The sequence below is a fragment of the Rhizobium sp. CFBP 8752 genome (assembly GCF_014842035.1).
Lineage (GTDB): Bacteria > Pseudomonadota > Alphaproteobacteria > Rhizobiales > Rhizobiaceae > Neorhizobium > Neorhizobium soli.
The window spans coordinates 256779-282857 of record NZ_JACYUZ010000004.1; the positions used below are offsets into that span (position 1 = coordinate 256779).

Sequence of the window (26079 nt, forward strand, 5' to 3'; positions counted from 1 at the left end):
TCAAGACGGGAGAATGATATGCTGCTTGGCGCAATCGCCGATGATCTGACCGGCGCAACGGACCTTGCCCTGATGCTGTCGAGGGAGGGCATGCGCACGATCCAGACGGTGGGCGTTCCGCCCGCCGATTTCGATCTGAGCGATGTCGACGCGGTCGTCGTCGCCCTGAAATCCCGTACCAATCCCGCTGACGTGGCGGTCGCGATGTCGCTCGAGGCACTGCGTTGGCTGAAGACGGCCGGTGCCCGCCAGATCATCTTCAAATACTGCTCGACCTTCGATTCGACGCCGAAGGGCAATATTGGGCCCGTCACCGACGCGCTCGCACGCGAGCTTGGGACGGATCTGACGATCGTCTGCCCCGCTTTCCCTGCCAACCGCCGGACGATCTACAAGGGTCATCTCTTCGTGGCAGATCAACTGCTGTCGGATAGCCCCATGCGCCATCACCCCCTGACGCCGATGACGGATTCGTCGCTGGTGCGTCTGATGGCGGCACAATCCAAACTTCAGGTCGGCCTTGTCTCACATGAGAACGTCGCAAAGGGTGCCGAGAGCGTTCGTGCGGCATTCGACGAGGCGCGTCGGCGTGGTGACGGCGTCGTGGTCGTCGACGCGATTACCGACCAGGATCTGCGCGTGATCGGTGAGGCAGTCGCGGAGTTCCCGCTGATCACCGGAGGTTCCGGCATCGCAGTCGGTCTGCCCGAGAACTTTCGGCGCGCGGGGCTTTTGCAACGAGACATCACGGCAGGACAGTTTCAGGCGCCGGACGGGAGGGCCGCCATTCTTGCCGGTTCCTGTTCAGAGGCGACACGGGGCCAGATCAAGGCCGCTATCGAGGCCGGCATGTCCACGCTCAAGCTCGATCCGGTCGATATCGCACAAGGGCGTATGGACGTTGACGAAGCGATCAGATGGGCTCTGGCGCAGGAAGGCGTTCCACTGATCTACTCGAGCGCTGATCCGAAGGATGTTCTGGCAGCTCAAGAGAGCCTTGGACAGGAAAAGGCTGGCGAGATCGTCGAGCAGTTCCTCGCAAAAACCGCCATCGGACTGCGCGAAAACGGGGTCCGGAGGCTGATCGTCGCCGGCGGAGAAACGTCAGGCGCCGTCGTTGGAGCACTGGCGCCGTCCGCCTTGTTTATCGGCCGCGAGATCGACCCGGGTGTGCCCTGGACACTGACGATGGGTGATGGCGCACCTATGGCGCTTGCACTCAAATCCGGCAATTTCGGCACCGCCGACTTCTTCCTCAAGGCGTGGGAGCTTTTGAAATGACGGCAGTTCTTTCCGAGGAAACAAAGCTTCGCGACGAGATCGTCACGGTTGGCAAGTCGCTTTTCGACCGGTGCTTCACGTTCGGATCGACCGGCAACATCAGTGCACGGCTATCGAATGGCGATATGCTGATGACGCCGACAAACGCATCGCTTGGCGCGCTCGATCCGGCGCGCCTTTCGAAATTCTCCGCTGAGGGCGTGCATGTCTCCGGCGACAAACCGACCAAGGAAGCGTTTCTGCACCAGTGCATGTATTGCGAACGCAGCACGGCTTCAGCGGTCGTTCACCTTCACTCGACGAATGCCGTCGCGATCAGCCTCATCGAAGGACTGAACCCGGAGGATCTTCTTCCGCCACTGACGGCTTATTACGTCATGCGGGTGGGAAAACTGCCGATGGCTCCGTATTTCCCGCCAGGCGATGCCGCTTTGGCGGAGGCGGTGCGGGAGCGTGCTCGCGACAGTCACGCCGTCCTGCTCGCCAATCACGGGCCGGTAGTTGCCGGGAAATCGCTGCGCGAGGCGCAATACGCGACCGAGGAGCTCGAGGAAACGGCAAAACTGTTCCTGATGCTGCGTGGCGAGAAAATCAGGCCACTGACGCAGGAGCAGCGTGACGATCTTATGGAGCGCCACGGCTGATCCTGCTTGGGTAGGTGACCGCGTGCTGGGCTTCACCCGCGGAAACTTCCTTCATTCATGTCCTTGGGATCATAGTTGAGATCAAAATCCTTTTCGGATTTCTTTCCCGGCGCATCGCGGTGAACGGTCGCGTCTTCAGAGCCCGTCACGACTGTCGGCTTTGCGCTGTGAACCCCTGTCGCCTTGCGATCGGCCTGGGACGGGGCGTACTGACCCTTTGCATCGTCTTCCGGTTTACTCATTGCAGTGCTCTTTTTCTGTCCTATCCAACAGGTAGCAAGAGCAGGAGTTCCGTGACGATCAGCCTGATACTCGCAAAAGGGGAACGAGGGTTGTTCTCGCGCTCCGTCCGGTTCGAGCAAACACGCGTGCCGGCGGATGGACGGTTCAGATATAAGCGACACCGGCCTTCCGGGCTTCCGCTGCCGCATAAAGGTTGGACCGATGGCAGCGTTCATAAAATGCTGCCGTTTCGCCCGGCATATCCCCGGGCAGGCTCAGGAAGTCCCGCAGGCGCAAGCCGTCTTTCTGGTCGAGATCAGCGTTGGCCAACGCGGAGCCGTCAAGAGCGGCGATGCGGTCGTGCAGTCGTGAAAAGTAAGCAAGGTTCGCTTCGACGATCGACGGTGCGGAGGTCTGGCCGTGAGCTAGAACGACGTGGCGGGCATCAAGATCACGGATTGTTTTCAACGAGCAGCAAAGCGCCTTGAGATCGTGAGGATACTTGCTCCAGACTTCGGGGATCGGCCACTCGACGGCATCGACCGCAAGACAGGTTTGGATGGAAGGGATCCAGACCGCGATATGATCCGGCGTATGTCCGGGCGTGTGAAGCAATTCGAGGACCAGATCGCCGCCATCCAGGATCATGCTCTCGCCAGCGAAGCATAGATTGGGGGCAACAATCTCGACATCCCGAAATCGTGCGTCGCGCTGTTTTTCGACCAGCTTATCTCGTGCAGCGGGATCGTTCAGCCGCTCCAGCGCCTTGGCGTGCGCGATGATCGGTATGCGATCGTCAAGCCCGGAATTGCCCCAAAAGTGGTCCCAGTCCATGTGGGAGTTGATGACCAGCAGAGGCCGGTCGCCCATCTGGTCGTCGAGCAGTGCTAGCGCCTCCCGACACAGGGATGGGGTGCCAAGCGTATCGACGAGGACATTGAACCGATCGGTCCGCACGAAGACGGCATCGACCTCGTCGCCAGCCCTCACGATGACAATCCGATCATCGAGGCCAGGGTAAGTCGTGAGCCGAACCGAAATATCCATCGCCAGTCCTTTCGATGCGTCACTTGAAAAGGCGATGGCCCGCCGTCAGCGGAACGAGGGCAACCCATGACTAGGTTTCGGCATATCCAGCTTTGGCAGAGAATTCGCGAGAGCCGCAGCCTCGCCGGAATAAGGGAAGTCATCGCCCAGCTGGCGATCGCCTTCGTACACCTTGAAGGATGGCCCATCGACCTCGACGATCTTGTAACCGTTCACGTATTCGACCTTTGGCGTTTTCCAACCCATATCGATCTCTCTTTCTTGAAAGCTGACACGACGGTCAGCGCGATGTCATGACGGTCGATCCGTTGGCAAAGGTCTAACAGGTGCACGCTCAAACGCCTAATCATGACCGAGCGGCAGCCGAGAGCTTGATCGGCGCAGGAAATCAATAAGGCCAACCACGCCGTGCGTATCCTGTTATGCCACAATCCGCGGGGCTTAGCCTCAGGGTGGAAGGGAACAAATCGAGGTCAAATGCATTCGAGGTCGCAGTCAATGCCGACTTCTCTTGGGGGCCCTTATGAAACGACTTTCCGTGACCGCCTTTGCCGCTCTTTGCCTCACCGCCGGAGCAACCTACGCGCAGACGAACAACGACGAGGCAGCCCAGGCATGCCAATCGACCGGCTTGCTGGCGCTGCAGGAAAAATCGTCCGCCATCACCGATCTGGTGCTCGACATGGAAACCCTGGCCGTGAGCTCCGCGGATACCAAAGTCGAGAATGTCGCGGTGAAGACCGTCGTCATGGGCGATGCCTATATCGCACGCGGCGGCGAAACCGGTAAGCCTGATCGTTTCGTCTGCCTTCTGGGCGAAAAAGGAAAAGTGCTTCTGACGTTTTTTACCGCGCAGTAGCCGACGGAGCCGCGTCGCAGCCGGTGCCCGATTTGCGACAGTTCGGCTAGGTACGGCGGGTGTCAAGGATCAGATAACTCAGCGCTATCCACGTCATTTGCTCGGAACCGATCCGCCGCTGCGGGATTACTGTAGGCCTCGAAACATGCACCGGCTGGTTCCTCGAAGGAAGCAGGCGGTGCTGACTATGGAGACCCTTATGCAGCTACCACAGAACACGATCGTTGCCGTTGCCGATGGCGAAAAGCTCAGCCTTTTCAAGAATGAAGGTGACGCAGCAAACGTCAAGCTGAGAGCGATGCCGGCCACGGACATCGACAGCTCGAAAATCTCTTCCGGTGCGCGCCATTCCAGCAGCTCCGCAAACCCGGATGACAGCCAGCAGGACGAAGACGGTTTCAGCAACGGCATTGCCGACATGCTGAACAAGCATGTGCTGGATGGAAAGATCAAAAATCTTGTTGTCGTGGCGGCGCCCCGCACACTCGGTGAAATGCGCAAGAGCTACCACAAGTCGCTGTCTGACGTTCTGATTGGCGAACTCGACAAGGACCTTACGGGCCATTCGATCCAGGATATCGAAAAGGCGCTGGCTGCAGCCTGATCGCTACAACAGCACCAGAAGTGGAGGCCCTGCAGCAGCGGGGCCCTACTTTCGAGAAGTGAAGGCCATCAGTATCCGATGTCTGCGGATAGATGGACACTGTTAGACAGGGCCGCGCCCATGCTTCTAGACAGTCAGGCGACCTCGGAGGCCAGGATTAGGCCAGGAGGGGGGCTCGGTACTTCCCCACCGTCGACCCGTAGCGCCAGATAATCCAAAGCGTTCTGCAGTCCGTTCATTGTGTACGGCTTCTCGATTGCGCCGAGCGCGCCGGCAAAATCATCCGGGATCCGCTTCAAATTTCCTGAAACAAATATGTAAGGGACGTTTTTCGAAGCAAGGAATTTTCCGACGTCGATCCCTGTCGGGCCATCAAGAAGTTGGATGTCGACGAAAGCGAAGTCAGGCGCAGTCTTTTCAGCAAGTTCGTATGCGGTCGAGCTTGAAGCCGCCTGGCCGACAACATCGTGACCCGCAGCCTCGACCTCAGTTTCAAGTTCGAGCGCCAGCAGCGCCTCGTCTTCCACGATCATCACGCGCAAAATTTTGTTCCTTACTCATTGACCATCAGGGTAACGCTCACTTCTGTGCGCTTGCCATCCGTTTTCCGTTCGATTTCAGCGCCCAGCTGCCTGGCACAGGTCTCCAGCATCAGTCTGCCGAAGTCGTGTTCGCGCTGGTCAAAGACAACGGGGGTGACCGTGTCGACGACCCTTACCAAGAAGTGTCCGTTCAGGCGTCTCACTTCCAGGTGAATTTCGCCGCCGCCATCGCTCAAGCCGCGTCGAACGACATCACCGATCAGCTCGTTCAAGATAAGAGCGAGAGGTGATGCCTTGTCAGCCGGGACGATGACTTCGTGCAGGTCGGTTGTCATCACAATGTCAGATCGCCTAAGCGCACCGACCACATCGACGATCAGGTCGCCTGCGAACTCTGCAACATCGAAATGGCCGACATCATCGTCATTCAGAAGCTTGCGGTGAACAGTGCTCAGCGCCTCGACGCGGCTGAGGACGGAAAACAGGGTCCGCTTTGCCACTTCGTCCTCCGCCATCCGCGCCTGGAGCTTGACGATCGAGGCGATGGTCAGAAGATTGTTTTTGACGCGGTGGTCGACTTCGTGAACGAGCGCGGTCTTTGTTGTCAGCGCGTCCGTCAGGTCCGCTGTGCGCCTTGCGACTTCCTCTTCCGCGATATGCCGAGCCGCCGCTAGTTCTGCCTCTTTGCTCTTGATGTTGGTAAAGTCCAACTGAGACGCGAAGAAGTAGATGACTTGCCCATCTTCGTTTCGAACCGGGCTGACGAACAGAGCATTCCAGAAGGTCGTGCCGTCGCGCCGGTAGTTGAGAATGTCGATCGCAAGATCCCGCTCTTGCGACACCGCTTCCCGAATTTTGGCAACAGCCGCAGGGTCAGTTTGCGGACCCTGTAAGAGGCGGCAGTTGCGCCCAACAAGTTCCTGCGCCGAGTACCCGGTTAACTTCGAGAACGCTCGATTTGAAAAGATGATCGGGTTATCGACCTGGCGTGGATCGGTGATGATCATCGGCATGCGTGTTGCTTTGAAAGCTGCTGCGAACGGATCTCCGGATGCGTGGGCGGCGATTAGCCGGTCGCCTGCGTCTCTTGCGCCGCGAACATCTTTTTCCACAGCCATAAAGTCCGTCGCCCCTCATAAGCGTTGCGAAAAATAATGCTTTAACCGCGGACAGGTTCCGACATCCTGTTAAAATTGACGGTCGTCAGCAATCCGCTCCATTCTCTAGGGAAAACCTGAAAAATCCGTGTTTCCAGATGTTGCGGAGATTAGGCACTGTGCAGTCGCGGGATCACAAATGGTTAGTGGCGCTCACGTCTGGTCTCAAGACCGGCATAACGTATGGCAATAAAGGCCATCAGGCATGCGACCGAGAACATGTTGAGCCTGAGCAGGATGGCAAGGTCAGGATCGCTCCAGACCCGCAATGGTGGACCGAGAAGATACTGCGAGAATAGAAACACAGCGAAGACAAAGGCCGCCATGCTGCGCTGCCACCACTTCTCCTGGGCAAAAAAGGACAGTGCGGAAAGCATGAAGCAGGCACCAAAGAAAAGCGCCGTCCCCGAACCATGCCCGAACAGTTTTGTCTCGAACAACGTGTCGAGCGTGCCGACGATTGGCAACGCCAACCGCGCCATGAAGGGTGATTGGCGAGCAATGAAAGGGATCGCGAGAAACAGGGGGGCGGCAAACAAGGTAGCGCATGACGCAGCCACGCCATTGCCGACGAGATACCAGACATAGACGGGATAGAATGGCTTGTTGAATACGATCACCCAGGCGATCGTGACCGTCGCCTGGGTGAGGGGATCGAGTGGCGGTCGTGTCTGTGTCATCGCTCGGCAACCCCTGTCTTTGAATATGCAAACAACGGCCGCACGCGGTTTCAGCAGTGGCGTGCAGCACCGGAATGGCTACGCCGAGAAGGTCTGCGCGGCGTTGATCGACGACACGAACTGACGTGTGCGTTCGTGGACAGGGTTGCGAAAGACCTGTTCGGCGCTGCCGATCTCGACGACCTGCCCCGCCTCGAGAAAGACAACGAGATTGGCAACCTGCGAGGCAAGTCGCAGATCGTGCGTCGCCATCACCATGGTCGTGCCCTCTCTGGCAAGGGTGCCGAGCACGTCGACGACCTCGGCGGAAAGCTCCGGGTCAAGCGCCGAAGTCGGTTCGTCGCACAAAAGAACTTTCGGCGAGGGCGCGAGCGCCCGTGCAATTGCCACACGCTGCTGCTGGCCGCCTGAGAGATTGGCGGGCCAGGCATCGGCCTTGTGTTCCATGCCGACTTTCGTCAGCAATTCCATGGCGCGCGCCCTGGCTTTTTCGCGGGACCATTTCTGGACGACAAGCAGCCCTTCCATGACGTTTTCGATGGCCGTGCGATGTGGGAAAAGCTGGAAGTTCTGAAACACCATTCCCGTCTGGCTGCGCACTTTCTGAATGGATTGCCACGGCGCCTTGCGGCCGGGTGCAAAGTCGACGCTCTCAGCGCCTATGCGCACGCTTCCGGCAGTCGGTTGCTCTAGGAGGTTGATGCAGCGGAGCAAGGTACTCTTGCCGCCGCCCGACGGTCCGACCAGAGCCGAAACGCTGCCCTCCGGAAAGCTGAGAGAGATATCCTTCAGAATGACGGCGTCGCCGAAACGCTTTTCGATATGCGACAGTTCGATCATCGGTTGGCCTCCAGCATGCCGCCGTATCGGGCAAAGCGAAATTCGAGTCGGGACTGCAGGTGAGACAGGATGGAGCTCAAAGCGAGATAGATGATGGCGGCCTCGATATAGAGAATGAGCGGCTCATACGTCGTGGCAACGATACGCTGCGCGGACTGGAAAAGTTCGGGCACGGTAATTGCCGCGGCAAGCGAGGTATCCTTGACCAGCGATATGAACGTGTTTGACAGAGGCGGCACGGATACCCGGCTTGCCTGCGGCAGGATCGTGCGCCGCATCGCCTGGCGCCAGTTCATGCCGGTGGAATAGGCGGCTTCCCACTGACCCTTGGGGACGGAGGAGATGGCGGCACGGATGATTTCCGACGTGTAGGCACCGACATTGAGCGTAAAGCCGATCAGGGCCGCCGTAAAGGCATCAAGCAGAATTCCCACACTCGGCAGGCCGTAGAAGATGACGAAGAGCTGCACAAGGAGTGGTGTACCGCGAATGATCCATACATAGAAGCGAGCGATTGCTGAAACCGGCCACGGCCCGAACAACCGTGCGACCGCGGTGACAAGCCCCAGCGATAGGCCCAGCACAAAGGAAAGGAGTGTCAGCGGGATCGTAAATTTCACGCCGGCCCACAGAAGTGTCGGCAACGAATCGATCATCAATTGAAGCCAGTGCGGCACGGCGAACCTCAAAACATATGACGCCCGGCGATGGTCGCCGAGCGCTCTGATCTCAATACATATGGCGCAGTTTCAAGAACGGAACAGTCCGTTCTTACTTCGAGACGTCCTGACCGAAATACTTGTCAGAAATCGTCTTGTAGGTTCCGTCCGCCTTGATGTCGGCGAGCGCCTTGTTGATGGCTGAAACCAGCTCGTCGTCGCCCTTGCGAACGATGATGCCAGAGAAATCGGCATCCGCCTTTTCGGCAACGATCTTAACGGGAGCCTGAGGCTGCTTCTTCTTGAAATCGAGGAAGGAGAGGCTGTCGTTGATCGTGGCATCGGCGCGGCGGGTCAGAACCAGCTGGATCGACTGGTCAAAGCCGTCGGTGCCGACGAGCTCTGCTCCAGACGCCTCGGCCAGCTTGCCGAAGTTGCTGGTCAGCGACTGTGACGACTTCTTGCCCTTTAGACTTTCGAACCCTTTGATCTCCTCGTCATTGCTGCGAACGATCAGCACGGCCTTGGACGCGATATAGGGGTCGGAGAAGGCATATTTCTGCTTGCGGGCTTCGGTGATGCCGACCTGATTGATGACGGCATCATAGCGTTTGGCATCGATGCCAGCGATGAGGCCATCCCACTTGCCTTCGATGAATTCTGCCTTCACGCCAAGCTTGTTGGCGACAGCCTCGCCGATCTCGACGTCGAAGCCGGTCAGCTTGTTGGCGCTGTCGTGGAAAGTGAAGGGCGCATAGGTGCCTTCCGTCCCGATCTTGATCACGCCGGCGGCCTTGATCTGGTCGAGGTTTTCGCCAGCGACAGATGGGGTGATGGCAACGGCCTGCAGCAGGGCGGCAGCAGCGATGGATTTCAGCCAGTTCATGGTCATTCCTTTCGGGCATCAGGCCTGATGGCCTTTCGATGCGGTGTTATCTAGGAAAACCTGTGCTGTTGGAGGAGAGGATCGAGCAAATAAAACAGGCAAATGAGATTATTTTGCTCATTTTTCTTCGCGCATGACCCGACGCAACCACGACACAGCCTTTGCGCAGGATTTCCGGCAAGACGCCATCGTGCCGCAATCTGTTGTCCCGGAAGACCCGGGCGGAACCCTTGCGTTCTCTAGCTGTTGTTTCGCCGAACAGGAGCAACATCATGACCGAAGAAAAACGCGACGAAACCGGCAATGAGGAGCCACAGGCGGAAGGGAGCACGCAGGGCGAGCAGACGGCGGGCGATTCAAAGCCTCATAGCAGCTCGCCGCAGACGTGGTCGGCCGATCACGGCGGAGGTGTTTCGCCCCCAACCAGCAAGCCGGTGAGTTCAGACGATAAGGCGGATTAGGCGTCTGAACATCTGGAGCCTTCGAACCGTATCAAAGCCCTTGCCAACGGATTTTGGCCGGAGGCTGTGATGGCCCACGTCTAGGCTCGAATCATTCTTCGTTTAGTAGCAGCTGAATAATAAAACGCCTCTAGCGTGCGCTGCGGTAGCGAGATATTATGCTTTCCGTTAGCGCATGCGCTCGGGTCAGTGCCAACGTAATATTAGAATAATAAAACGATCGATATTGCCATTTCTGTAAATAAGAAAGTCGGGTTCGCGCAATTCTAATGCACGCCAGATTGTTCTCAGTTTTTATTTCCTAAGTACCTTTCCTGTTTTTTGCAGTGCTCACGAGGTTTTCTTGGCTTGAGCAGATATTACAACGATAGGCGGTTTGCGGAAGGGGCAAGGCATCGGGGGCCGGGAGGTCTCGTCGTGTTCATGCTCCTGTTCGTCGCCTTCTCAAGCGCAATCGGCGCAAGCCTTCTCCTGTCCAATGATCACATGCGTCTCAAGCTTTTGTTGCTGCGGCTGGGTTTCCAGCAAAGCAGCGTTGCGAACCTGAGCGTGCCCTTTGTCAATGCACAGTCCGCCGCACAGGCAAGCATGGGGGTGTCGGTGGTCTTTGCAAAGAAAGCCCGCCTCTTGAAGGGCCGCGCCCCGATACGTGCTGACGAGCAGTGCGCTACTCTTGCAGCCCTTGCCGAGGTAGAGCCTGTGTTTACCCGCGAAGACGGTGGCGCCAAATGGGAATGCAGCTATCTCGTGACGGGAGCGGATTTGGGACGTCAGTCATCGATATTCGTCCAGATCCGGGGTAGGGAGGCTGCAGGGAACGCGACATTCCGGCTGAAAATAAGCTTCGGAACTTTGTCCGAACGGGAAGCGCTCGCCTATCAGGCGTCCGCAATTGCTGCACGCTTGCTCGATCTCGATGCGTATCTGTCCATTTCGCTCGGAGACGCCTTGGCGCGCGGGCAGGATTTTCGCAGAGAGATTGCGGCGGCAACCATTTCATATAAGCGGGAAATGCTGGATGAAAGTCGATACAATCTCGTTGGAACGTATCCGCTTCCGAAAGCCGCTGCTCAGCAAGTCACAAACTGAGTTGCGTTTCGGATCTACTTGATACTTGCCGTGACAGTCGTGTCGTGAGGCGTGCCGATGTGCTCGGCAATCTGGCTGATGCCCTGGATGATGACAGCCCAGAGAGCAATGGAGACACCGAAAGCAAATGACAGATTTCTGAAACGACGCGACATTTTTCCCTCACAAGATGAGGAATATGTACCGCACAATAGTTCGAATACAGTTAGTGTGATCGGTCAAATTGAAGCGAACTGTAGCGCCCGCCGATCGACCATGAAAACGCTCGCCGAGAAACTTCGCGCTCAGAAAATCGGCGGGTAACAGACCCTGACGATTTCGATCTGGCGCGGTTCTCGGTAGGTGATCTCAAGCAGTTCGCATTCCTCTGTGACGTAGCTCGAGCGTACAAGATGTGTATTCGGTTGCGTCTCGTTATACCTCGACCGCTGAATGATATCCGCCGCGTATGCCGACGCCCCGAGCGAAGCTGCGAGGAGTAATGTCGCAATAGTTAACTTCGAGATTACGTGTAAAGCGGCCATCTCAACCTCTCCAATCACCCGTACTTTGCGTCTATATCTAGTATATTTTTCAGATTAAAACGCAAGACGCAAATAACATCACGCCGAATGGATCGTAGCTGTTGGCGAGTGATGTGACCGTAGTCCTGGAGTGCTGCGGCAAGAGCCTGATTGTAGGTCGGAGCGATCACCTTTTCTGGTGATCATTTCAGAGCGCTTGCCGTCGGTTTCGACGCTTACGCAACCTTTCTGTCCGTTCGGAAATCGCAGGCAGATCTTGCCGTTGTCGATCTTGTACCCGATCGTCTTACCCGTTTGGTAAGTATACCCGTCCCCTTTTTTTGCAGCGTTCCCCGAACCTTCGCTCATGCGCCCGGGGATTTCTGCTTGGAAGCAACGCACATCTCGGTATGTGCATACTGTGCGGGAAGCGACGAAATTATTGCGGCAATGATAGCTAAAACTGTGCAGCGGATAACTTGATCGATCTCTCAAGTCGTCGCCGCAAAATATCACGGTTCTCTCGAACGAACCGGAGGGCTTCGCCGCACGTTGCTGCGAATCTACGTATCGAATCTAATTTCATATGTAATAATAAAGCAATATTGCTTGTTTTATATTTAACCATTTATTAAGTTCCGGGCTGACTCGTGTTTAGAATCGAGATATGGAGTATTGATAAGACGGTCATATATTAACTCTCGTATATTGGATGGTTCCCTTGAGTGCTGTGGAGCTTGTGGTACAACTGGATGCTAGTGAGTACCTCGCCGGTAGTTCGGCGAATGATAATTATAAGCTTACATACAGTGATCAGCCTGCGGCTTGGGAATTTGCGGCCAAGCGCGCAGTCGACATGCTGATATCCCTGATTGCCCTGGTTACGCTTCTTCCCCTGTTCGTCCTGATATGCGCGATCATCCGTGCCGAGAGCAGAGGGTCACCGCTGTTTTCCCAGATTCGATGGGGGAAGGACGGTCGCAAAATTAAAATCTATAAGTTCAGATCGATGTTTACCGACCGGGGAGATGTGTCTGGCGTCGCACAGACAACTCGGAACGATCCCCGGATTACACGGGTCGGCCAATTCATTCGCAAATCCAATATCGACGAACTGCCGCAACTCATCAACGTGCTCAAAGGGGACATGTCTCTTGTCGGTCCGAGATGCCACGCCGTCGGCATGCTTGCGGCCGGCGTTACCTATGAGGAACTCGTTCCGGATTATCACCAGCGACACAGCATGCGGCCTGGTCTTACCGGGCTGGCACAAATGCGCGGCCTGCGAGGGCCAACGGATCGTGCTTCGAAAGCCCGGGCTCGCATCGCCTGCGATCTCTATTATGTTGCCAATTTCTCGATCTGGCTTGACGTCTACATCATCCTCCAAACCATCAGGATGGAACTGACGAATGGCAAGGGCTTCTAAGCCAACCGTTCTTCGAACCGATCTAATAGCAAACGGCGGCACACTCGTGCCGCCGTCGCTTGTTTGATATTTCGGCGGTTGGGTCTCAATCAACGCTGCCTTGGATCGCCGACGACAACCCGGGGTCAACCGCTCGGCCCCCTGAAGACACAACGCTTGCTAGCAATCCGTTTTGACAAGCCCGTCCGTCGTCCCATCCCGGATGATTGGCGATCGGGTAAAGGCAAATCCCCTCGAACGGGACACCGGACTGCATGGCACGTTTTGCCTGATCCGAGACATAACGGTACCAAGGCCCACGCCGCTCATCCTCGATGCCGGTTTCTGCAATCAAAATCGGCTTGCCATAACGCGCGTAGGTTTCGGCAAGGATCCTGCTCAGCGGCTTGTAGCTGGGATGACCGATGTCGATCGGCGGCCCGCCATGGATCCATTGGTTGTTGAAATAGTAGTTGACGCCAATGATATCGAGAAACCGCTCCTGACCGCCGATCTGCGGCCACATTCGGCCGGCGATGAGGTCCCATCCCTGGAACTGCGACTGCCTGTGACCTTCGGCAACGCCGGACTCGAATGGTCTCGATTGGTCCGCCACGACATTGATAACCGGATCGCAGTGAACGAAGCGCGCGCGGGGGTCGACCGAGAGGATTTCCTCCATGGCAGCGATTGCGGCCCGGGCGAGCTGAACCTTGAGCTCGAATCCTCGACCACGCGCGAACGGGTTGAGATAGGCAGCATCTCCGCCGCCCCACGAGAAGAATGAGATTTCGTTGACGGGGCAATAGAACGGCACTTCGCTTGTGTTGTCGCGAACCAACCGTGCACAGGCGCCGGCGAAGGCTGCAAACCGATCGACAAATTGCGGCGACCAGATATCGAGATCGTCAGGCCATCCGTAGTGTAAGAGGTCCCAGATGACCTGCGTGCCGGTTTTCTGCGCAGCCTCGATCATCGGCAATACGCTCGACCAGTCATAGGTCCCGGACTTTTCGATCAGATGCCAGCGAAAACCATCGCGGACCGTACGGATTCCAAGTCCTGCAAGCTGACGATAGTCCTGCTCCGCAAAGCGATCGTGCTCGATTGCCGCAATCATATCCAAGCGTCGACCGGTTGTTTCGCCGTCAGCGGGACGTAGTCGATGCGTCGAGCATTCGAAACCGCCCATCAGAAACGATTTGAAGATGCCGGTCGGCCCCTGCGGCGATTTCTCCGCAAGGACGTCGCTGAAAAGCTGTGTCCACTGCGGCAACACGGCCTCGATCGAGTAGCTCGCCTCGACCTTGCGCCGCAACGCTTGTCCGAGAGAACGGCGGAAACCTTCGTCGCCCGCAAGTAAGCGGATCTTGTCAGCGACGGCGGCCGGATCGTTATAGGGCACGAAGAGGCCGGAGACCTGGTCGTCGATCTGCTGCTGGGCGCCGTTGTCAGGTGTTGCGATGACGGGCAGGGCGGCGGCACCTGCTTCGGCAATGACATGCGGCATGCCTTCGCCGCGCGACAGCCAGACAAATATATCGAACGCCGACAGAAGCTCGGCCACATCCTTGCGATCGCCTAAAAACATGAGCCTGTCCGCCAAGCCCAGCCGGCGGGTGAGATCCTTCAAGTGATCGGCATAGTCCGGCATGAAAGCATCGGGGCCGCCGACAATGACGAACTGCGCATGCGCATTGTCTCTGACGACCAGTGCGGCGGCATGGATGAAGTCTTCGACATTCTTCTTCGGATCCAGCCGACCGACCCAACCGATGACGACCTGCTCGTCCCGGAACCCAAGCTTTGACCGCATGACCGAGCGGTTCGCCGAATTGAACTCGGAGAGATCGACCATCGAGGGTATCTCGAGCGCGTGCTGCTCGCGGCCGGGCATTTTTGACGCAGCCGCGTCGCGGATGGAGCGGCAGACGCCGACATACCGGCTCGTGAGGTGTTTCGGGCCAGCTTCCGCCTCCGAAACAAGACCTCCATGCTCGATCAGCGGGGGGCGGAGATGGAGCCGTTCGAGTGCCGGATAGATGTCGGCAACGTTCTGGCTGGAAACGACGATGTCGTATCCAGGAACCTTGCCGGCCAGATAGCCAACCGTGTCCTCGAAGGACAGATCGTAAGGCGTCGTATCGACATCGACCCCGAGCGCCCGCAGTTGCTCGTGAGTCTGCTCCGGCATTCCGGGCTTGCGGAAGCAGGCAACGACATCGATCCGGTAGAGATCAGGATCGAGGTTTCCCGCGAGGAGCCGCACTTCGGTCTCCTCGCCGCCGACCACCAACCACGCGAAGACGAACAGAATCCGTACAGGCTGAGGTTCAGGTGTCATTCGCCCACCTTGAACACAACCTGCAGGAATTCCGGACGGTTTTCGATCAGGTCCGTCAGGAAGGCCGGCGCGTCGTCCATCGGAATGACGTGGGTGATCATCTGCTCGCGGATGATGTCGCCATGCGTCCGGAGAAGATCGACCGTTGCGCGGGCAAGGCGGCCGCGGTTCCAGAGCGCACCAAGACCACGCGGAACGCGGTTGATCTGCGCGCAACGGATGTTGAGGCCGTTATGGTGGAACTCTTCACCCAGCCGCAACTGATCCGCGCCGCCCTGGTAGAAGGCAAGGTCGATCACCGTGCCCTGAGGCCGCAGGGCTTTCAGCGCCGTGTTGAGGCTGCCTGAATACGCACGTGTCTGGAACACCAGATCTGCACCGCGTCCCATCGCGCCATCATGCCAGCGGGCCTTGGCATGCTGCCACGCGTGCTCCTCGGTCATGGCCTGAAGGCCCATCGCTTCCGCTTTTTGACGGCGGAACTCCGATGGGTCGGTCACGATAACCTCGGATGCACCCAGGGATTTCGCAAACAGGGCAGTCATCAGCCCCACTGTGCCGGCGCCGATCACGATAACCGGGCGATCCTTCACGCCCGCACCGAGGAAGGGCACGTGAGCCCCATAGGCTTCGGCATCGGCATGCAGAATGCCGTTTGCGGCAATCGGCCCCATCTGGGCGACAAGGACGCCGAGCACGGGATCTATTTCGGCCGGCAATGGCACCAGCAGATCGTGGAACGGGTTGGCCGTGTGGCCCGATTTATGGCCGTAGGCGGATGCGACCACCTCGCCTTGCGCAAAACCGCCTGTGCGCGACTCTGAGACCCTGGCAACTTCCATGTAGCCAAGGAACGGGACCGGATAGTGCAGGTCCGGTTCGTTCTCGATAAACACCCCGCGCTCGCCGTCAAAGCGTGAGCGGAAATAGGGATTGGTGTTTTTGAGGAACGTCAGTTCCGTCCCTGCGGAAAGACCGGTGTAGAGCGTGTCGAGCCGAACCTGGCCATCGCCGGGAGGGCCTTCCTCGTATTCGAAGAAATAGGACCGCCCGGGGGCATCGACGCCGAGTGAGCGGATGATCCGGTGGCCAGGTGCCAAGCCCGGCGCGGGTGCTTCCGGCCGAGGCTGGAATTGCAGGGGCAGAGGCTCGGGCTGCCGCATCTCTGGCGGCGCGATCGAAACCGGCTTGCCTTCCTGCACAGAGGCAACGACAGCCAGCGCCAGCCGGTGCGTTGCAAGGGCTTCGGAATAGGGGCAGCGGATCCGGTTTTCCCCGCCGCGAACGGCATCGATGAAGTCGCGGTCTTCGCGCCACACGGGGTCGCCGTCTGCGCCACGGACCGGCCGGCCTCGGCCGACATCCACCATGATGTCGCGGTCGGTAAGCTCGATTGCGAGACGGTCTGCGAAGATGTGAAGCCCGACGCGATGGCTCCAGCCGAGAAGGCAGGTGGAGGCAACGTTTGCGACGACGCCGGTTTCGAATGTCAGAGTGGCCGTCGTCACGGTGGGCACGTCGAGGCCGGGAAATTCGGGCCTGTCCGTGTGACCGGCACGTCCGTAAACCTCGGTCACCTCACCAACAAGAAAACGCGCAAGGTCGAGAAGATGGGTCGCCTGCTCCACCATCTGTCCGCCGGACTTGTCCTGCTTCCACCACCACTGCGGCGGAGGCGTGCTATCCAGCCAGTAGCCGGACAGAAGCTGGGCGGGATTGTCCTTGAGGAGATTGCGGGCCTCATCGACGATGTCGAGGTAGCGCCAGTGGTAGCCGACGCCGGTCACGAGACCCTTCGCCGTCACGGCAGCCGAGATCTCTTCGGCCGTCTCGATGTCAAGCGAAACCGGCTTTTCGACGAAGAAAGGAATGCCGCGCTCGATCAGGTCCCGCTCCGGTTCCCCGTGCGCAAACGGCGGCACGCAGACATAGACGGCATCAGGGCGGACGGCGTCCAGCATGTCGCGGTGGTGGGCGAAGGATTTCGCTCCGAAGCGCGCTGCGGCCTGATCGGCGCGGCCGATATCCGGATCCGCGAACCCGACGAGTTCCACATCGTCGAAGCCGGAGATGACATCGAGATGGCGGTGCGCGATACCTCCAACGCCGATAAAGGCGAGGCGTGTCTTCTGCATGGATAGGTCCTTTTGCATGAGATTGGCAGGCTGGGAAATGAACCGGTCGTAGACCGCTCTCGTTTCCCTCGCCATGCGATGTGCGGAAAAGTGTTTGTCGAAGCGGACGCGGGCAGCCTCGGCGACATGCGCAAGTCTCTGCCGATCCGAAAGCGCCGCGATGACGACAGAGGCCATCGAAGCGGAACTGCCGGGTGTGGAGAAAAGTGGGTGGTCCTCCCCGAGCGCCTCGACGGTGCCGCCGATCCGGGTGGCAACGACCGGGCAGCCGAGCGACATCGCCTCGAGCACCGCAAGCGGCAGGCCTTCAAACAGCGATGGCAGAACGAAGAGGTCGCCGAGACCGATGATGTTGGCGACATCCGGGCGATGTCCGGTAAATCGAATGCGGTCGGAGATGCCGAGCTCATCCGCCAAAGCCCCGAGCCTCACGCGTTCCTCGCCGGATCCGACCAGAAGAAGGCACAAGGAGGGGTGCGCCTCCAGAATCTGCGGCATGGCTTCGAGGAGGGTCTTGTGATCCTTCTGCGCGGTCAACCGTGCAATGGTCACGAGCACGATCTCGTCACGCACATCGAGGTCCCGACGAATTGCGTCGCCTGTTGCCGTCTGCTGCGGCACGAAGATACCGTTGTGGATAACCGTCAGTTGGTCGGGCGCAATGTGCCCGCGAAAACTGTCCCGGGAGGCTTCCGAAACCACGACGTGATGGGCGACATCCCGCGTGCGTCGCTGATACTCGTCCTGCTGGTCGCGGTCGGTGAGGAGATAAGGAAGATGCTCCGTGCGAATGACCGGGATACCGGCTCGGTTCGCGGCCTCGACCAGCGCGTGCCCCTCCCATCCGATCCCCGCATGGACATGCAGGAGGTCGACATTGCTGCTGGACAGCCATTGAGCAAAGTCATCGACGTCATCCGCAAGTTTGATGCCGAGGCCGAGACGGGCAGCGCGCGGGAGCAATCCTGCCCGGTCTTCCGACAATAGCGCAATGAACGCATCAGCCTGCCCGCACAGCCCGCGCGCCAAGGCAAGCATATGCTCGCCCATGCCCGATGGGTCCAGGCTATCCGTCGCAAGGACTATCCGCGGCATCCTAGTCACGCTCGGAATGCACCAAAACGTCGTTTTTGCCGAGCAGCGCAGATGGCAATGGAGGATCTACAGCCGTCTGGTCGACGATCATCGCCATGCTCTTGAACGTGGCATCCCAGGACGAGCGCGCGAGCATCTTGTCAACCGCTTCGAGCCAGGACGTATCGGCGCGGGCAATGGCAAGCGCGGCATCGCATCCGCTGACAAAGCCGTCGGCATCGTCGGCAAAAAACACGCCCGGCGTATCACCGTAGGTACGAACGACGTCTGCAATCTTCGTGCTGACGACCGGTCGCCCTGCCGCCAGATATTCAGGCGTCTTGGTGGGGCTGATGAAACGGGTTGCCTCGTTGAGCGCAAACGGCATGAGCGCCGCATCCCAACCCGCCAGATAGGACGGCAGGTCGGCATAGGACTTGTGCCCGAGGTAGTGAATATTAGCCGCGCGAGGCAGATCGGACGGCGATATCTTGGCGATCGGACCGAGAAAAACGAAGGAGTAGTCCGGTCGCGCTGCAGCCGCTGCGCGGATCAGGTCGAGATCGAGGCGTTCGTCGATGACGCCGTAGAAGCCTAACCGTGGGTGAGAGATCTTTGCCTGATCGCTTGGATCGGCAACCGAGTTTCGTGCTGCGCGGAAATGGTGCGAATCGACACTGGATGGGAAGGCATGGATGTTGTCATGCAGATCGCGCTTTGCCTCGTACAGGCTCACCCCGCCGGTAAAGACCGCGTCCGCGCGCGCCATCAGCGCGTTTTCCATATCCTTCAGCTGAGGCGGCGCAAACTTGAAGTTGGCCAGCTCGTCCATGCAGTCGTAGACAACCGCCGCCGCGTCTACATGCTGCGCGAAAGAATACATCATCGGCGTGTAGAACCAGAGTATCGGCCGCCGCCCACCGTGAAGCAGGATGAGATCGTCGAGCAGTCGGCTAAGCGCCCGATCCCGCTCGGCTTCGCTCCACCAATGCGGAACTCTTGGCCGGATCGCCTTGACGGACGTATCGGCGAATGGGTGAATTTCCAGGTAGGCAAGATGATGATCGGTTGGAATGAATTCCTCGAAAAAGAAGACCTGACGATCCTGAGAGAAGCGCTGCATCAGGTGCTGCGGACGCTGCAGGACAAAGTCCCAGCGCAAATGCGAGAAGCAGATGAGCGGCGTATCGATAGGCAGGGAGGCATCAGGCGTTTGCGGGAAGGAATTCAGAACGTTCATCAAGCACCTCGAAACAGATGCCGCCAAACAAAGCCTGGGCAGCAAAGTTCCGGACGCTCATCATAATTCTGTTACCTGTCGTTCATCAAATCTCGCAGGCGGCTGATGCTATGCTGCCACGTCCAGTTTTCCAGCACTGTCTCGCGTGGTTTCATCCCGTCGGCGAGCCCGAGCAGATCCCGGATACCGTCGTGAAAGTCCTGCTCTGAAGCCATTCGGCCCGTCTCCGGCATAATGTATTGTAATCCGCACCGAAGCGCGCTGTTGGCGAGGACGGGAATGCCGGCCAGCATATATTCGGTGAGAATGGCAGGTGCTCCGTCGTCGACGCCGCAGACGACGCCGATCCGTGACTGGTTCATCAACCGGTTGACGTCGTCGAAGGGTATTCCCGGCGGCTCAATGAAATCGACATTGATGCCCAGCGCGTCCGCATGGCGCCTCAACTCCGGTACGAGTTCTCCGTAACCGAAGACGCAAAGGGTCCGAAGCGACCGCGGTAGCTTACCCAGCGCTTCGAAGAGCATGTCGTGGCGCTTGTAGGGCTGGGCGGCGGCCACATAGATCACGTCATAGATCTTCGGAAGGTTCAGCGGCCGGAATGTCATCTCGGATGAGAATTCGGGTCCGATCGGCATCACGACTGTGCGCATGTCAGGATGCCGGGCGCGAACAACCTCCGACTGCCACTCCGCTCCCGTGATCACGAGATCGAAATGACGGCTGACCTCGAACGGCACGCGAAGTGCCGGGGCGTCGATGGAGTTGTAGATCTTAAAGCTGTCGCGGCAGGCAAGCATGATCTCCTCGCTCACCCCAAGTCCCCAGACACACAGTATGTCGGGAGCGCCGAACGCCTCGATATGCCCGAGCATGTCGTTCGAGGCAAAGGGAGCCTCCGGACCGTTCATCCGGAATGAACGGCGCACCAGCGACGGATTGCCGGAACGCCACTCTGGCGGAGGATCACCGCCGCGCCAATGCGTCCAGATTTCCGCGCAATCGACCAGCCCGTCCTTGAGGGCTGCGAGGGGAAGCCGCTCGATATAGCCGCCGTCGACAACCACGTCGTTCGTATCCGGAATGGAAAGGGGAGGAGATCCGCGTGAACCTGATGACCATAGCGTTCCAAAGCTTCGAGGAGATGGGAGGTCTTCGCCGCTCCAGCTTCCATCCTGAAAATCACTGATGACGACAATACGCCGTGGTCTCATACACGTCTCTAATCATTGACACTGAAGAACGGGATGGCGATGTTCGACGTCCCAAACTTCCGGAAATGGGAACGGTTCCACTGTCAGGCAGACATACAGCCGGACCTTAATCCTGACGTGGAGCGGCGATCATTGCGTCGTGACGGAACCTCGAGGCATCAGCCTTGTTGGCGCAGTCTCCAGACTTTCTGGTTCCTGCAAGGATAGATCGGGCATATGTCATTGAGAGTTGCAATCATCGGATCCGGTCCGACCGGCATCTACACGCTGAAGGGCCTCATCGGGAAGTCTGAACCGCTCGAGATCACCATCTTCGAAAGCGACGCGGAACCCGGCAAGGGAACCCCCTATCGCCCCGATCTCAACGATGCGGCGATGCTCTCCAACATTGCCAGCATCGAGCTGCCGCCAATCTGCGAAACGTTGACCGAGTGGCTTCGCCGTCAGACGGATATGGAGTTGCAGCATCTCGGCGTCGAACGCGATGCCATCAGCGAGCGGGAGTTTTATCCGCGCGTGGTTCTAGGAGAGTTCCTGCACGCGCAGTTCCAGCAGCTTCTGAATGCCGCCACCGCCAACGGCCACGCCATCCACCTCAAGGCGCGGCATCGTGTCGTCGATATCGAGCTGCGCGCAGACGATATCCGGTTGAGCGTAAAAGCCTTGGACGACGAACCGGCGGAATTCGGTTTCGATCACGTGGTGATGGCAACGGGCCACGACTGGCCGGAGACCACCGAGGTGCGGCCCGGATACTTCATCTCGCCCTGGCCGGCACCGCTTCTCAAAACCATACCTCCATGCAATCTCGGCATTCTGGGCACGTCGCTGAGCGGCATCGATGCGCTGATCACCGTCTCGACTGCGCATGGTGCCTTCATGCTCGATGGGCAGGGTGATCTTCAATACGAGCCCCTGCCGGGAACCGAAGCCTTCCGCGCAACGATGATGTCGCGCAAAGGGGTGCTGCCAGAAGCCGACTTCTACTGCGAGATCCCGTACCGCCCGCTGACAATCTGTACCGAACCGGCGATCGAAAACGCGATCGCCACGCGGAAGCTCGATCTTCTGGATGCGATCTTCGACCTGTTCAAGCAGGAGCTGGTGGCCTGCGATCCGGACTATGCAGCAAGCATCGGCCTGTCGCTTCTGACCGTTGAGACGATCGCACCCGCCTATTTCCGTGCTCGGGAAACCAACGACCCGTTTGCCTGGGCTGCTCGCAACCTCGCCGAAGCGGATCTGAACAAGAAGCTGAAGCAGACGGTGGAATGGCGCTATGCCATCCTGCGGATGCATGAGGTGATTGCGAAGGCGATACCGCATCTGGACGCTGATGACCTCACGCGGTTCCACAAGCACTTCAAGACCGTCTTCATCGATGACTACGCGACGGTTCCGCGTGAATCAATCCGCCGATTGCTCGCTCTCCATCGCACCGGCAAGCTTGAGATCTTAGCGCTCGGAAACAGCAGCGAGATCGACAACAAGAGCGTGGAGCGGGGCGCTGTCGTTCGCACGGAAGGACGGGAGCTTCGGTTTGAGGCTTTCATCGACGCCACAGGACAGCACGAGCTGTCGGCCCGCGACATTCCGTTCCCGACGCTCGTTGGCCAGGGTGTCGTTCGAAAAGCGGCAACAAAGGCTGCGTTTTCTCTTGATGGCGCCGAGCAGGAGATCGTCCGGACAGGAGGGATCGATCTCGACGACGATTTCCGGCTGGTGTTCGAAGACAATCTCTCGAACAACCTCTACTGCGGTTCGATCGCTTTTCTGCTGCACAAGCTTCCGTTCGTGCAGGGAATCACCAGCGCACGCGATATCGGCGAGGTGATTTCGAAAGCGATCCTGAAATCGAACGCGCCGCCTCTGATCATCGCGCAAGCTTAAGGCGTCAGCCCGTCACGATCTCGACCGGGTCACCCAATGTCAGCTTCCCGGATATCTCGACATCGCCGTAAATGCCGAAGTTTCGCTTGTTTTGTCGCAAAAGCGAGCGAAGCACGTCGGGGTTTTCGGGAAGCCCGGGTTGCGCGATCAGCGTCATTCCGCACCGCTTGGCTTCTTCGCAGATGTGGATGGTCGCTTCTCCCATCTGCATCCGCCTTCCAAGCCATGACTTCTCCTCAAAGCCCTCGGCCGCAGGCGTTCGCAGCACGACGTTGGGGCGAAACCGGCGGCTGTCGATATCGTCGGTTCCGACGATCGTGGACAAGTGTCGAAGTGAGTTGGTCGTCACGAGATGGACCGGGCTCACTTCATAACGGTTGACGGCCGTCTGTGCATCGCCGGTCGCGACATAGGGACGCGTTTCGACCTCGAAGCCGAAATAGAGGGTCAGCTTCGCATCGGTATCTCTCTCTCCGACACGCAGCCACTCCCCATCCGGAAATCCGATTTCAGGCCGGTCTCGACCTGATCTCGAGTGGAGGAAAAGTGCCGGTTTCCAGCGAGCTTCTTTCTCGGGCGCCGCCGGATGGCCGGACTGCGCATCAGCAACGCACCATGAACGATCGCCCTCGATTCCGTCCGTTCCCAGCTCGACGGAGGTCAAACGCTCGCCGCCAAGCGAGCTTACCGGGTAGCGCCAGATCTCTTCGATAGTCCCAAATTGCGGCGGTGCCATTCATTCCCTCGTCAATGCGTCTCAAGGGCAGGGAACTGAATTTGCCACAGGTGGTTCCCTCAATGCCTGCGAACGCTTCGACAGGACAGAGGAGAAACAATGGCAAAGATCGTATGCGCAGGTTTTGTCGAAAATGGAAAGATCCTGCTTGTCCGGCGCGCATTGCACCGAAAGTGGTCGGCAAATTTGTGGGATCTGGTCGGCGGTCATGTCGAAAAAGGCGAGGGCCTGGACGAGGCTCTGGTGCGGGAATGCGAGGAAGAGGTGGGGCTCACGCCACTTGCCTTCAACAAGGTCGCGACATTGTACGAGAGCCGTGACGAAAAGCAGAAATCGCCCTTCCACACCTATGCGGTACCGCTCTGGAAAGGTGGACAGGCTTCCCTGCTCGGCACCGAGCATTCCGAATTGGGCTGGTTTGGCCGGGAAGACCTCGAGGCAATGGAACTGGCCATGCCGGAGTACCGCTCTGTCATCCTGCAAATGCTGCAGGACTCGTAGCGCAATTTCGTCCGCTGCAGCGTGATGTACCTCGCAGAGCAGAAACTCTTTCCTAGTCCGGGCATTGCGCCGGGGAACTTCCTCAACCCGCAGACGGTTTGGGCTCAGAAATCGACGTTGGAGGAAAGCTGCATGCTTTGCCTGCCGACCGTATAATATTGACGAGGTGGGCTAATGAAGCAGAATATTGACGACGCCATGCTCGATCGGGGCCAGAGCTCCGAGGCCTACGATATCGAAAACAAAAGACCCTCACCCCAGGGCAATGACGTGCCCGTTTCGACAGCCGGCCGGGCGAAAATCCTCGCGTCGCTGGAGCGGTACCCGCAAAAAAACGACCAGGACCAGACCGCCTCGGTCGAAGCCTCCGGTCAACCCCAGTGCTTTCTTCCTGATCTCCAAGGCGAGCGGGTCTGGGGCGTGGCGCTGCAGCTTTACGAACTGAGATCGCGCCGAAACTGGGGGATCGGCGATTTTGACGACCTGTCCACTTTCATTGATCTCGCCGCAGGCTGGGGTGCCGACTTCGTCGGTCTCAATCCGCTCCATGCGCCGTTCATGGCCGCTGCCGAACGGTGCAGTCCTTACGAACCCTCCAACCGGCGTTTTCTCAATCCCCTCTACATTGCTGTCGATCGGATCGACGGCTTCGCAAGCTCGCCTGAGCCGGAGGAAGATATTGCCAGGTTGCAACGAACGGAACTGGTCGACTACGGTAATGTCGCGCGGATCAAGCGCGAGGTGCTCTACAGAATCTGGACGACAGAAAAACGCCGAGAGGACCCCGCGTTTCAGGATTTCTGCAGGGAAGGCGACGCTGAACTGAGGCTGCACGCCCTGTTCGAGGCGATCTCGGAGACCCTTGTCGCATCTGGGGGCAGCGTCGGTTGGAAGGCGTGGCCGCAAGAATATCAGGATCCGCAGTCGGAGACGGTAAAGCTGTTTGCGGAAACGCACGGCGATCGCGTCGATTTCCACCTGTGGCTCCAGTATCTGGCACATGGGCAGCTCACCGAGGCTTCAGCTCGTGCAAAGGCTGCAGGCATGCGCGTCGGCCTCTATCTCGACGTCGCCGTCGGCGAGGCACTGGACGGATCGGCCACCTGGAGCAGCCGTCATGCCTATGTCGAAGGTGCCAGCATCGGCAGTCCGCCAGATCCCATGGCGGTTTACGGTCAGGACTGGCAGCTTGCAGCGTTTCACCCTTCGGCGATCGCTTCCGGAAATCCGTCCCCATTTGAGACCACGATGGAAGGTGTCATGCGCTACGCGGGCGCGGTTCGCATCGATCATGCAGCAGCTCTGCGGCGCCTTTTCCTTGTGCCATCGGGAGAAAGCCCCGAAGAGGGTGCCTATGTCGGCTACCCCCAACAAGCGTTGATCAACACGCTTGCGGACCTCTCCAACACATATGGCTGCCTCGTCATCGGAGAAGATCTCGGCAATCTGCCGCAAGGGCTGCAGGGAGAATTGGAGGCAGCCAACATTCTCTCCTACAGAATTCTCTCTTACGAGCAGGGAAAGCAGGGCTTCCATCCGCCCGACCAGTATCCGGCGCTGGCCTTGGCATGTGTATCAACCCATGACCACCAGACGTTTTCCGGCTGGTGGCGGGCAGCTGACGTCATGATGCGGGAAAAGAACGATCTCGTGCCGGAGGACGCTGCCCGTCAGCAGAAGAGCGAGAGAAAGAGCGAAAGGCGCGACGTGCTTTCCGCATTCCGGGCGGCCGATCTTATGGGGTCGGAAGCGGTCGATCACTCCAGTCGTAGAAATCTGGCGGCGACTGCCCATGCCTTCGTTGCCAGAACCCCATCCCTCCTGATGGCTGTACGGCTCGCCGATCTCACGGACGAAAAGCAGCCCACCAACGTCCCTGGCACGAGCGACAGTTATCCGAACTGGAAACCGAAACTGTCCGTCATGCTGGAAGAGCTCGACGCACTTCCGGAACTGCATGACATCCTGGGTGAGGTCGCGGCCGCGCGGCGAAAATAAAAGCTAGGTCTTGGGAGCAATAGAGGCGCGCCGTCACTCGGTGACCGGTGCGCTTCCGATGCGAT

General features: G+C 58.6%; 24 protein-coding genes and 1 pseudogene. 10 read left to right on the forward strand and 15 right to left on the reverse strand.

The window, feature by feature from the left end; all coding sequences use genetic code 11:
- The first annotated feature begins 18 nt into the window (after positions 1-18).
- Together otnK and otnC are read left to right on the forward strand one after the other, a co-directional pair.
- Positions 19-1281 carry a 3-oxo-tetronate kinase gene (otnK, locus tag IFT59_RS19740; protein ID WP_192087942.1) on the forward strand — a complete coding sequence of 421 codons (1263 nt, stop codon included), beginning with the start codon at positions 19-21 and terminating at the stop codon, positions 1279-1281.
- Positions 1278-1925 (forward strand): 3-oxo-tetronate 4-phosphate decarboxylase, encoded by a 648-nt coding sequence (gene otnC, locus IFT59_RS19745; protein WP_062458713.1) that lies wholly within the window; start codon positions 1278-1280, stop codon positions 1923-1925. Before otnK ends, otnC begins: the two co-directional genes overlap by 4 nt.
- Before the next feature lie 32 nt (positions 1926-1957).
- On the opposite strand, the gene IFT59_RS19750 is transcribed toward otnC, so the two are convergent.
- The 3 genes from IFT59_RS19750 to IFT59_RS19760 form a co-directional block, all read right to left on the reverse strand.
- Positions 1958-2167: a hypothetical protein gene (locus IFT59_RS19750; RefSeq protein ID WP_062458716.1), complete on the reverse strand. Its 210-nt coding sequence runs from the start codon at positions 2165-2167 to the stop codon at positions 1958-1960.
- A gap of 145 nt (positions 2168-2312) precedes the next feature.
- Positions 2313-3194, reverse strand: a complete 882-nt coding sequence (locus tag IFT59_RS19755; RefSeq protein ID WP_192087944.1) for an MBL fold metallo-hydrolase — start codon at positions 3192-3194, stop codon at positions 2313-2315.
- A gap of 45 nt (positions 3195-3239) precedes the next feature.
- Positions 3240-3440, reverse strand: coding sequence for a hypothetical protein (locus IFT59_RS19760; protein WP_062576573.1), 201 nt, complete (start codon positions 3438-3440; stop codon positions 3240-3242).
- Positions 3441-3717: 277 nt separating this feature from the next.
- Between IFT59_RS19760 and IFT59_RS19765 the strand changes: the two genes are divergently transcribed.
- On the forward strand, positions 3718-4053 hold the full coding sequence (locus tag IFT59_RS19765) for a hypothetical protein (RefSeq protein WP_062458725.1): 336 nt from the start codon (positions 3718-3720) through the stop codon (positions 4051-4053).
- Between the two features lie 199 nt (positions 4054-4252).
- Positions 4253-4657: a host attachment family protein gene (locus IFT59_RS19770; protein WP_062458727.1), complete on the forward strand. Its 405-nt coding sequence runs from the start codon at positions 4253-4255 to the stop codon at positions 4655-4657.
- A 134-nt stretch (positions 4658-4791) separates the two neighbouring features.
- Here the strand turns inward: IFT59_RS19770 and IFT59_RS19775 are convergent, their stop codons facing one another.
- The 6 genes from IFT59_RS19775 to IFT59_RS19800 all read right to left on the reverse strand — a co-directional run bounded on the left by IFT59_RS19775 (position 4792) and on the right by IFT59_RS19800 (position 9421).
- A complete protein-coding gene (locus IFT59_RS19775) occupies positions 4792-5199 on the reverse strand; it encodes a response regulator (protein ID WP_192087945.1) in 408 nt (135 codons plus the stop codon).
- 11 nt (positions 5200-5210) lie between these two features.
- Positions 5211-6317, reverse strand: coding sequence for a PAS domain-containing protein (locus IFT59_RS19780; protein ID WP_062458733.1), 1107 nt, complete (start codon positions 6315-6317; stop codon positions 5211-5213).
- Between the two features lie 182 nt (positions 6318-6499).
- Complete coding sequence (locus IFT59_RS19785; protein ID WP_192087946.1) at positions 6500-7036, reverse strand: hypothetical protein; 537 nt, start codon at positions 7034-7036, stop codon at positions 6500-6502.
- Positions 7037-7114: 78 nt separating this feature from the next.
- Positions 7115-7876: an amino acid ABC transporter ATP-binding protein gene (locus tag IFT59_RS19790; RefSeq protein WP_192087948.1), complete on the reverse strand. Its 762-nt coding sequence runs from the start codon at positions 7874-7876 to the stop codon at positions 7115-7117.
- Positions 7873-8553 carry an amino acid ABC transporter permease gene (locus IFT59_RS19795; RefSeq protein ID WP_062458746.1) on the reverse strand — a complete coding sequence of 227 codons (681 nt, stop codon included), beginning with the start codon at positions 8551-8553 and terminating at the stop codon, positions 7873-7875. The genes IFT59_RS19790 and IFT59_RS19795 overlap by 4 nt, the downstream gene beginning before the upstream one ends.
- A gap of 94 nt (positions 8554-8647) precedes the next feature.
- Positions 8648-9421 (reverse strand): amino acid ABC transporter substrate-binding protein, encoded by a 774-nt coding sequence (locus IFT59_RS19800; protein ID WP_192087950.1) that lies wholly within the window; start codon positions 9419-9421, stop codon positions 8648-8650.
- A 272-nt stretch (positions 9422-9693) separates the two neighbouring features.
- Between IFT59_RS19800 and IFT59_RS19805 the strand changes: the two genes are divergently transcribed.
- Positions 9694-9882, forward strand: coding sequence for a hypothetical protein (locus IFT59_RS19805; protein ID WP_192087952.1), 189 nt, complete (start codon positions 9694-9696; stop codon positions 9880-9882).
- A gap of 423 nt (positions 9883-10305) precedes the next feature.
- On the forward strand, positions 10306-10971 hold the full coding sequence (locus tag IFT59_RS19810) for a DUF6030 family protein (RefSeq protein WP_274598300.1): 666 nt from the start codon (positions 10306-10308) through the stop codon (positions 10969-10971).
- A 14-nt stretch (positions 10972-10985) separates the two neighbouring features.
- On the opposite strand, the gene IFT59_RS19815 is transcribed toward IFT59_RS19810, so the two are convergent.
- Positions 10986-11126 (reverse strand): hypothetical protein, encoded by a 141-nt coding sequence (locus tag IFT59_RS19815; RefSeq protein WP_156461709.1) that lies wholly within the window; start codon positions 11124-11126, stop codon positions 10986-10988.
- A gap of 1096 nt (positions 11127-12222) precedes the next feature.
- Here IFT59_RS19815 and IFT59_RS19820 point away from each other — a divergent pair.
- Positions 12223-12903: a sugar transferase gene (locus IFT59_RS19820; protein WP_256413911.1), complete on the forward strand. Its 681-nt coding sequence runs from the start codon at positions 12223-12225 to the stop codon at positions 12901-12903.
- Positions 12904-12988: 85 nt separating this feature from the next.
- On the opposite strand, the gene IFT59_RS19825 is transcribed toward IFT59_RS19820, so the two are convergent.
- From IFT59_RS19825 to IFT59_RS19840, 4 genes and pseudogenes are all read right to left on the reverse strand, one after another.
- Positions 12989-15226 carry a glycosyltransferase family 4 protein gene (locus IFT59_RS19825; RefSeq protein WP_192087956.1) on the reverse strand — a complete coding sequence of 746 codons (2238 nt, stop codon included), beginning with the start codon at positions 15224-15226 and terminating at the stop codon, positions 12989-12991.
- Positions 15223-18456 carry a glycosyltransferase gene (locus tag IFT59_RS19830; RefSeq protein WP_249407660.1) on the reverse strand — a complete coding sequence of 1078 codons (3234 nt, stop codon included), beginning with the start codon at positions 18454-18456 and terminating at the stop codon, positions 15223-15225. Before IFT59_RS19830 ends, IFT59_RS19825 begins: the two co-directional genes overlap by 4 nt.
- 52 nt (positions 18457-18508) lie before the next feature.
- Positions 18509-19675, reverse strand: a pseudogene (locus IFT59_RS19835) (glycosyltransferase family 1 protein); the annotation flags it as partial.
- A gap of 71 nt (positions 19676-19746) precedes the next feature.
- The gene (locus IFT59_RS19840; RefSeq protein ID WP_192087961.1) at positions 19747-20889 is read right to left on the reverse strand and encodes a glycosyltransferase family 4 protein; all 1143 of its coding nucleotides are present in this window, start codon (positions 20887-20889) and stop codon (positions 19747-19749) included.
- Between the two features lie 216 nt (positions 20890-21105).
- On the opposite strand from IFT59_RS19840, the gene IFT59_RS19845 reads away from it, so the two are divergent.
- A complete protein-coding gene (locus IFT59_RS19845; RefSeq protein WP_192087962.1) occupies positions 21106-22779 on the forward strand; it encodes an FAD/NAD(P)-binding protein in 1674 nt (557 codons plus the stop codon).
- Between the two features lie 4 nt (positions 22780-22783).
- Here the strand turns inward: IFT59_RS19845 and IFT59_RS19850 are convergent, their stop codons facing one another.
- Positions 22784-23515: an MOSC domain-containing protein gene (locus IFT59_RS19850; protein ID WP_192087964.1), complete on the reverse strand. Its 732-nt coding sequence runs from the start codon at positions 23513-23515 to the stop codon at positions 22784-22786.
- Positions 23516-23614: 99 nt separating this feature from the next.
- Between IFT59_RS19850 and IFT59_RS19855 the strand changes: the two genes are divergently transcribed.
- Together IFT59_RS19855 and malQ are read left to right on the forward strand one after the other, a co-directional pair.
- Positions 23615-24016: an NUDIX hydrolase gene (locus IFT59_RS19855; protein WP_113110097.1), complete on the forward strand. Its 402-nt coding sequence runs from the start codon at positions 23615-23617 to the stop codon at positions 24014-24016.
- A 174-nt stretch (positions 24017-24190) separates the two neighbouring features.
- Positions 24191-26014 (forward strand): 4-alpha-glucanotransferase, encoded by a 1824-nt coding sequence (malQ, locus tag IFT59_RS19860; RefSeq protein ID WP_249407661.1) that lies wholly within the window; start codon positions 24191-24193, stop codon positions 26012-26014.
- The last annotated feature ends 65 nt before the right edge of the window (positions 26015-26079 follow it).

Excerpts from the sequence above, each read along its gene's own strand:
- otnK (WP_192087942.1), top strand. The coding sequence starts at position 19 with ATGCTGCTTGGCGCAATCGCCGATGATCTGACCGGCGCAACGGACCTT.
- otnC (WP_062458713.1), top strand. The coding sequence starts at position 1,278 with ATGACGGCAGTTCTTTCCGAGGAAACAAAGCTTCGCGACGAGATCGTC.
- IFT59_RS19750 (WP_062458716.1), bottom strand. The coding sequence starts at position 2,167 with ATGAGTAAACCGGAAGACGATGCAAAGGGTCAGTACGCCCCGTCCCAG.
- IFT59_RS19755 (WP_192087944.1), bottom strand. The coding sequence starts at position 3,194 with ATGGATATTTCGGTTCGGCTCACGACTTACCCTGGCCTCGATGATCGG.
- IFT59_RS19760 (WP_062576573.1), bottom strand. The coding sequence starts at position 3,440 with ATGGGTTGGAAAACGCCAAAGGTCGAATACGTGAACGGTTACAAGATC.
- IFT59_RS19765 (WP_062458725.1), top strand. The coding sequence starts at position 3,718 with ATGAAACGACTTTCCGTGACCGCCTTTGCCGCTCTTTGCCTCACCGCC.
- IFT59_RS19770 (WP_062458727.1), top strand. The coding sequence starts at position 4,253 with ATGCAGCTACCACAGAACACGATCGTTGCCGTTGCCGATGGCGAAAAG.
- IFT59_RS19780 (WP_062458733.1), bottom strand. The coding sequence starts at position 6,317 with ATGGCTGTGGAAAAAGATGTTCGCGGCGCAAGAGACGCAGGCGACCGG.
- IFT59_RS19785 (WP_192087946.1), bottom strand. The coding sequence starts at position 7,036 with ATGACACAGACACGACCGCCACTCGATCCCCTCACCCAGGCGACGGTC.
- IFT59_RS19790 (WP_192087948.1), bottom strand. The coding sequence starts at position 7,876 with ATGATCGAACTGTCGCATATCGAAAAGCGTTTCGGCGACGCCGTCATT.
- IFT59_RS19800 (WP_192087950.1), bottom strand. The coding sequence starts at position 9,421 with ATGAACTGGCTGAAATCCATCGCTGCTGCCGCCCTGCTGCAGGCCGTT.
- IFT59_RS19805 (WP_192087952.1), top strand. The coding sequence starts at position 9,694 with ATGACCGAAGAAAAACGCGACGAAACCGGCAATGAGGAGCCACAGGCG.
- IFT59_RS19810 (WP_274598300.1), top strand. The coding sequence starts at position 10,306 with ATGCTCCTGTTCGTCGCCTTCTCAAGCGCAATCGGCGCAAGCCTTCTC.
- IFT59_RS19815 (WP_156461709.1), bottom strand. The coding sequence starts at position 11,126 with ATGTCGCGTCGTTTCAGAAATCTGTCATTTGCTTTCGGTGTCTCCATT.
- IFT59_RS19825 (WP_192087956.1), bottom strand. The coding sequence starts at position 15,226 with ATGACACCTGAACCTCAGCCTGTACGGATTCTGTTCGTCTTCGCGTGG.
- IFT59_RS19830 (WP_249407660.1), bottom strand. The coding sequence starts at position 18,456 with ATGCCGCGGATAGTCCTTGCGACGGATAGCCTGGACCCATCGGGCATG.
- IFT59_RS19840 (WP_192087961.1), bottom strand. The coding sequence starts at position 20,889 with ATGAGACCACGGCGTATTGTCGTCATCAGTGATTTTCAGGATGGAAGC.
- IFT59_RS19845 (WP_192087962.1), top strand. The coding sequence starts at position 21,106 with ATGTCATTGAGAGTTGCAATCATCGGATCCGGTCCGACCGGCATCTAC.
- IFT59_RS19850 (WP_192087964.1), bottom strand. The coding sequence starts at position 23,515 with ATGGCACCGCCGCAATTTGGGACTATCGAAGAGATCTGGCGCTACCCG.
- IFT59_RS19855 (WP_113110097.1), top strand. The coding sequence starts at position 23,615 with ATGGCAAAGATCGTATGCGCAGGTTTTGTCGAAAATGGAAAGATCCTG.
- malQ (WP_249407661.1), top strand. The coding sequence starts at position 24,191 with ATGAAGCAGAATATTGACGACGCCATGCTCGATCGGGGCCAGAGCTCC.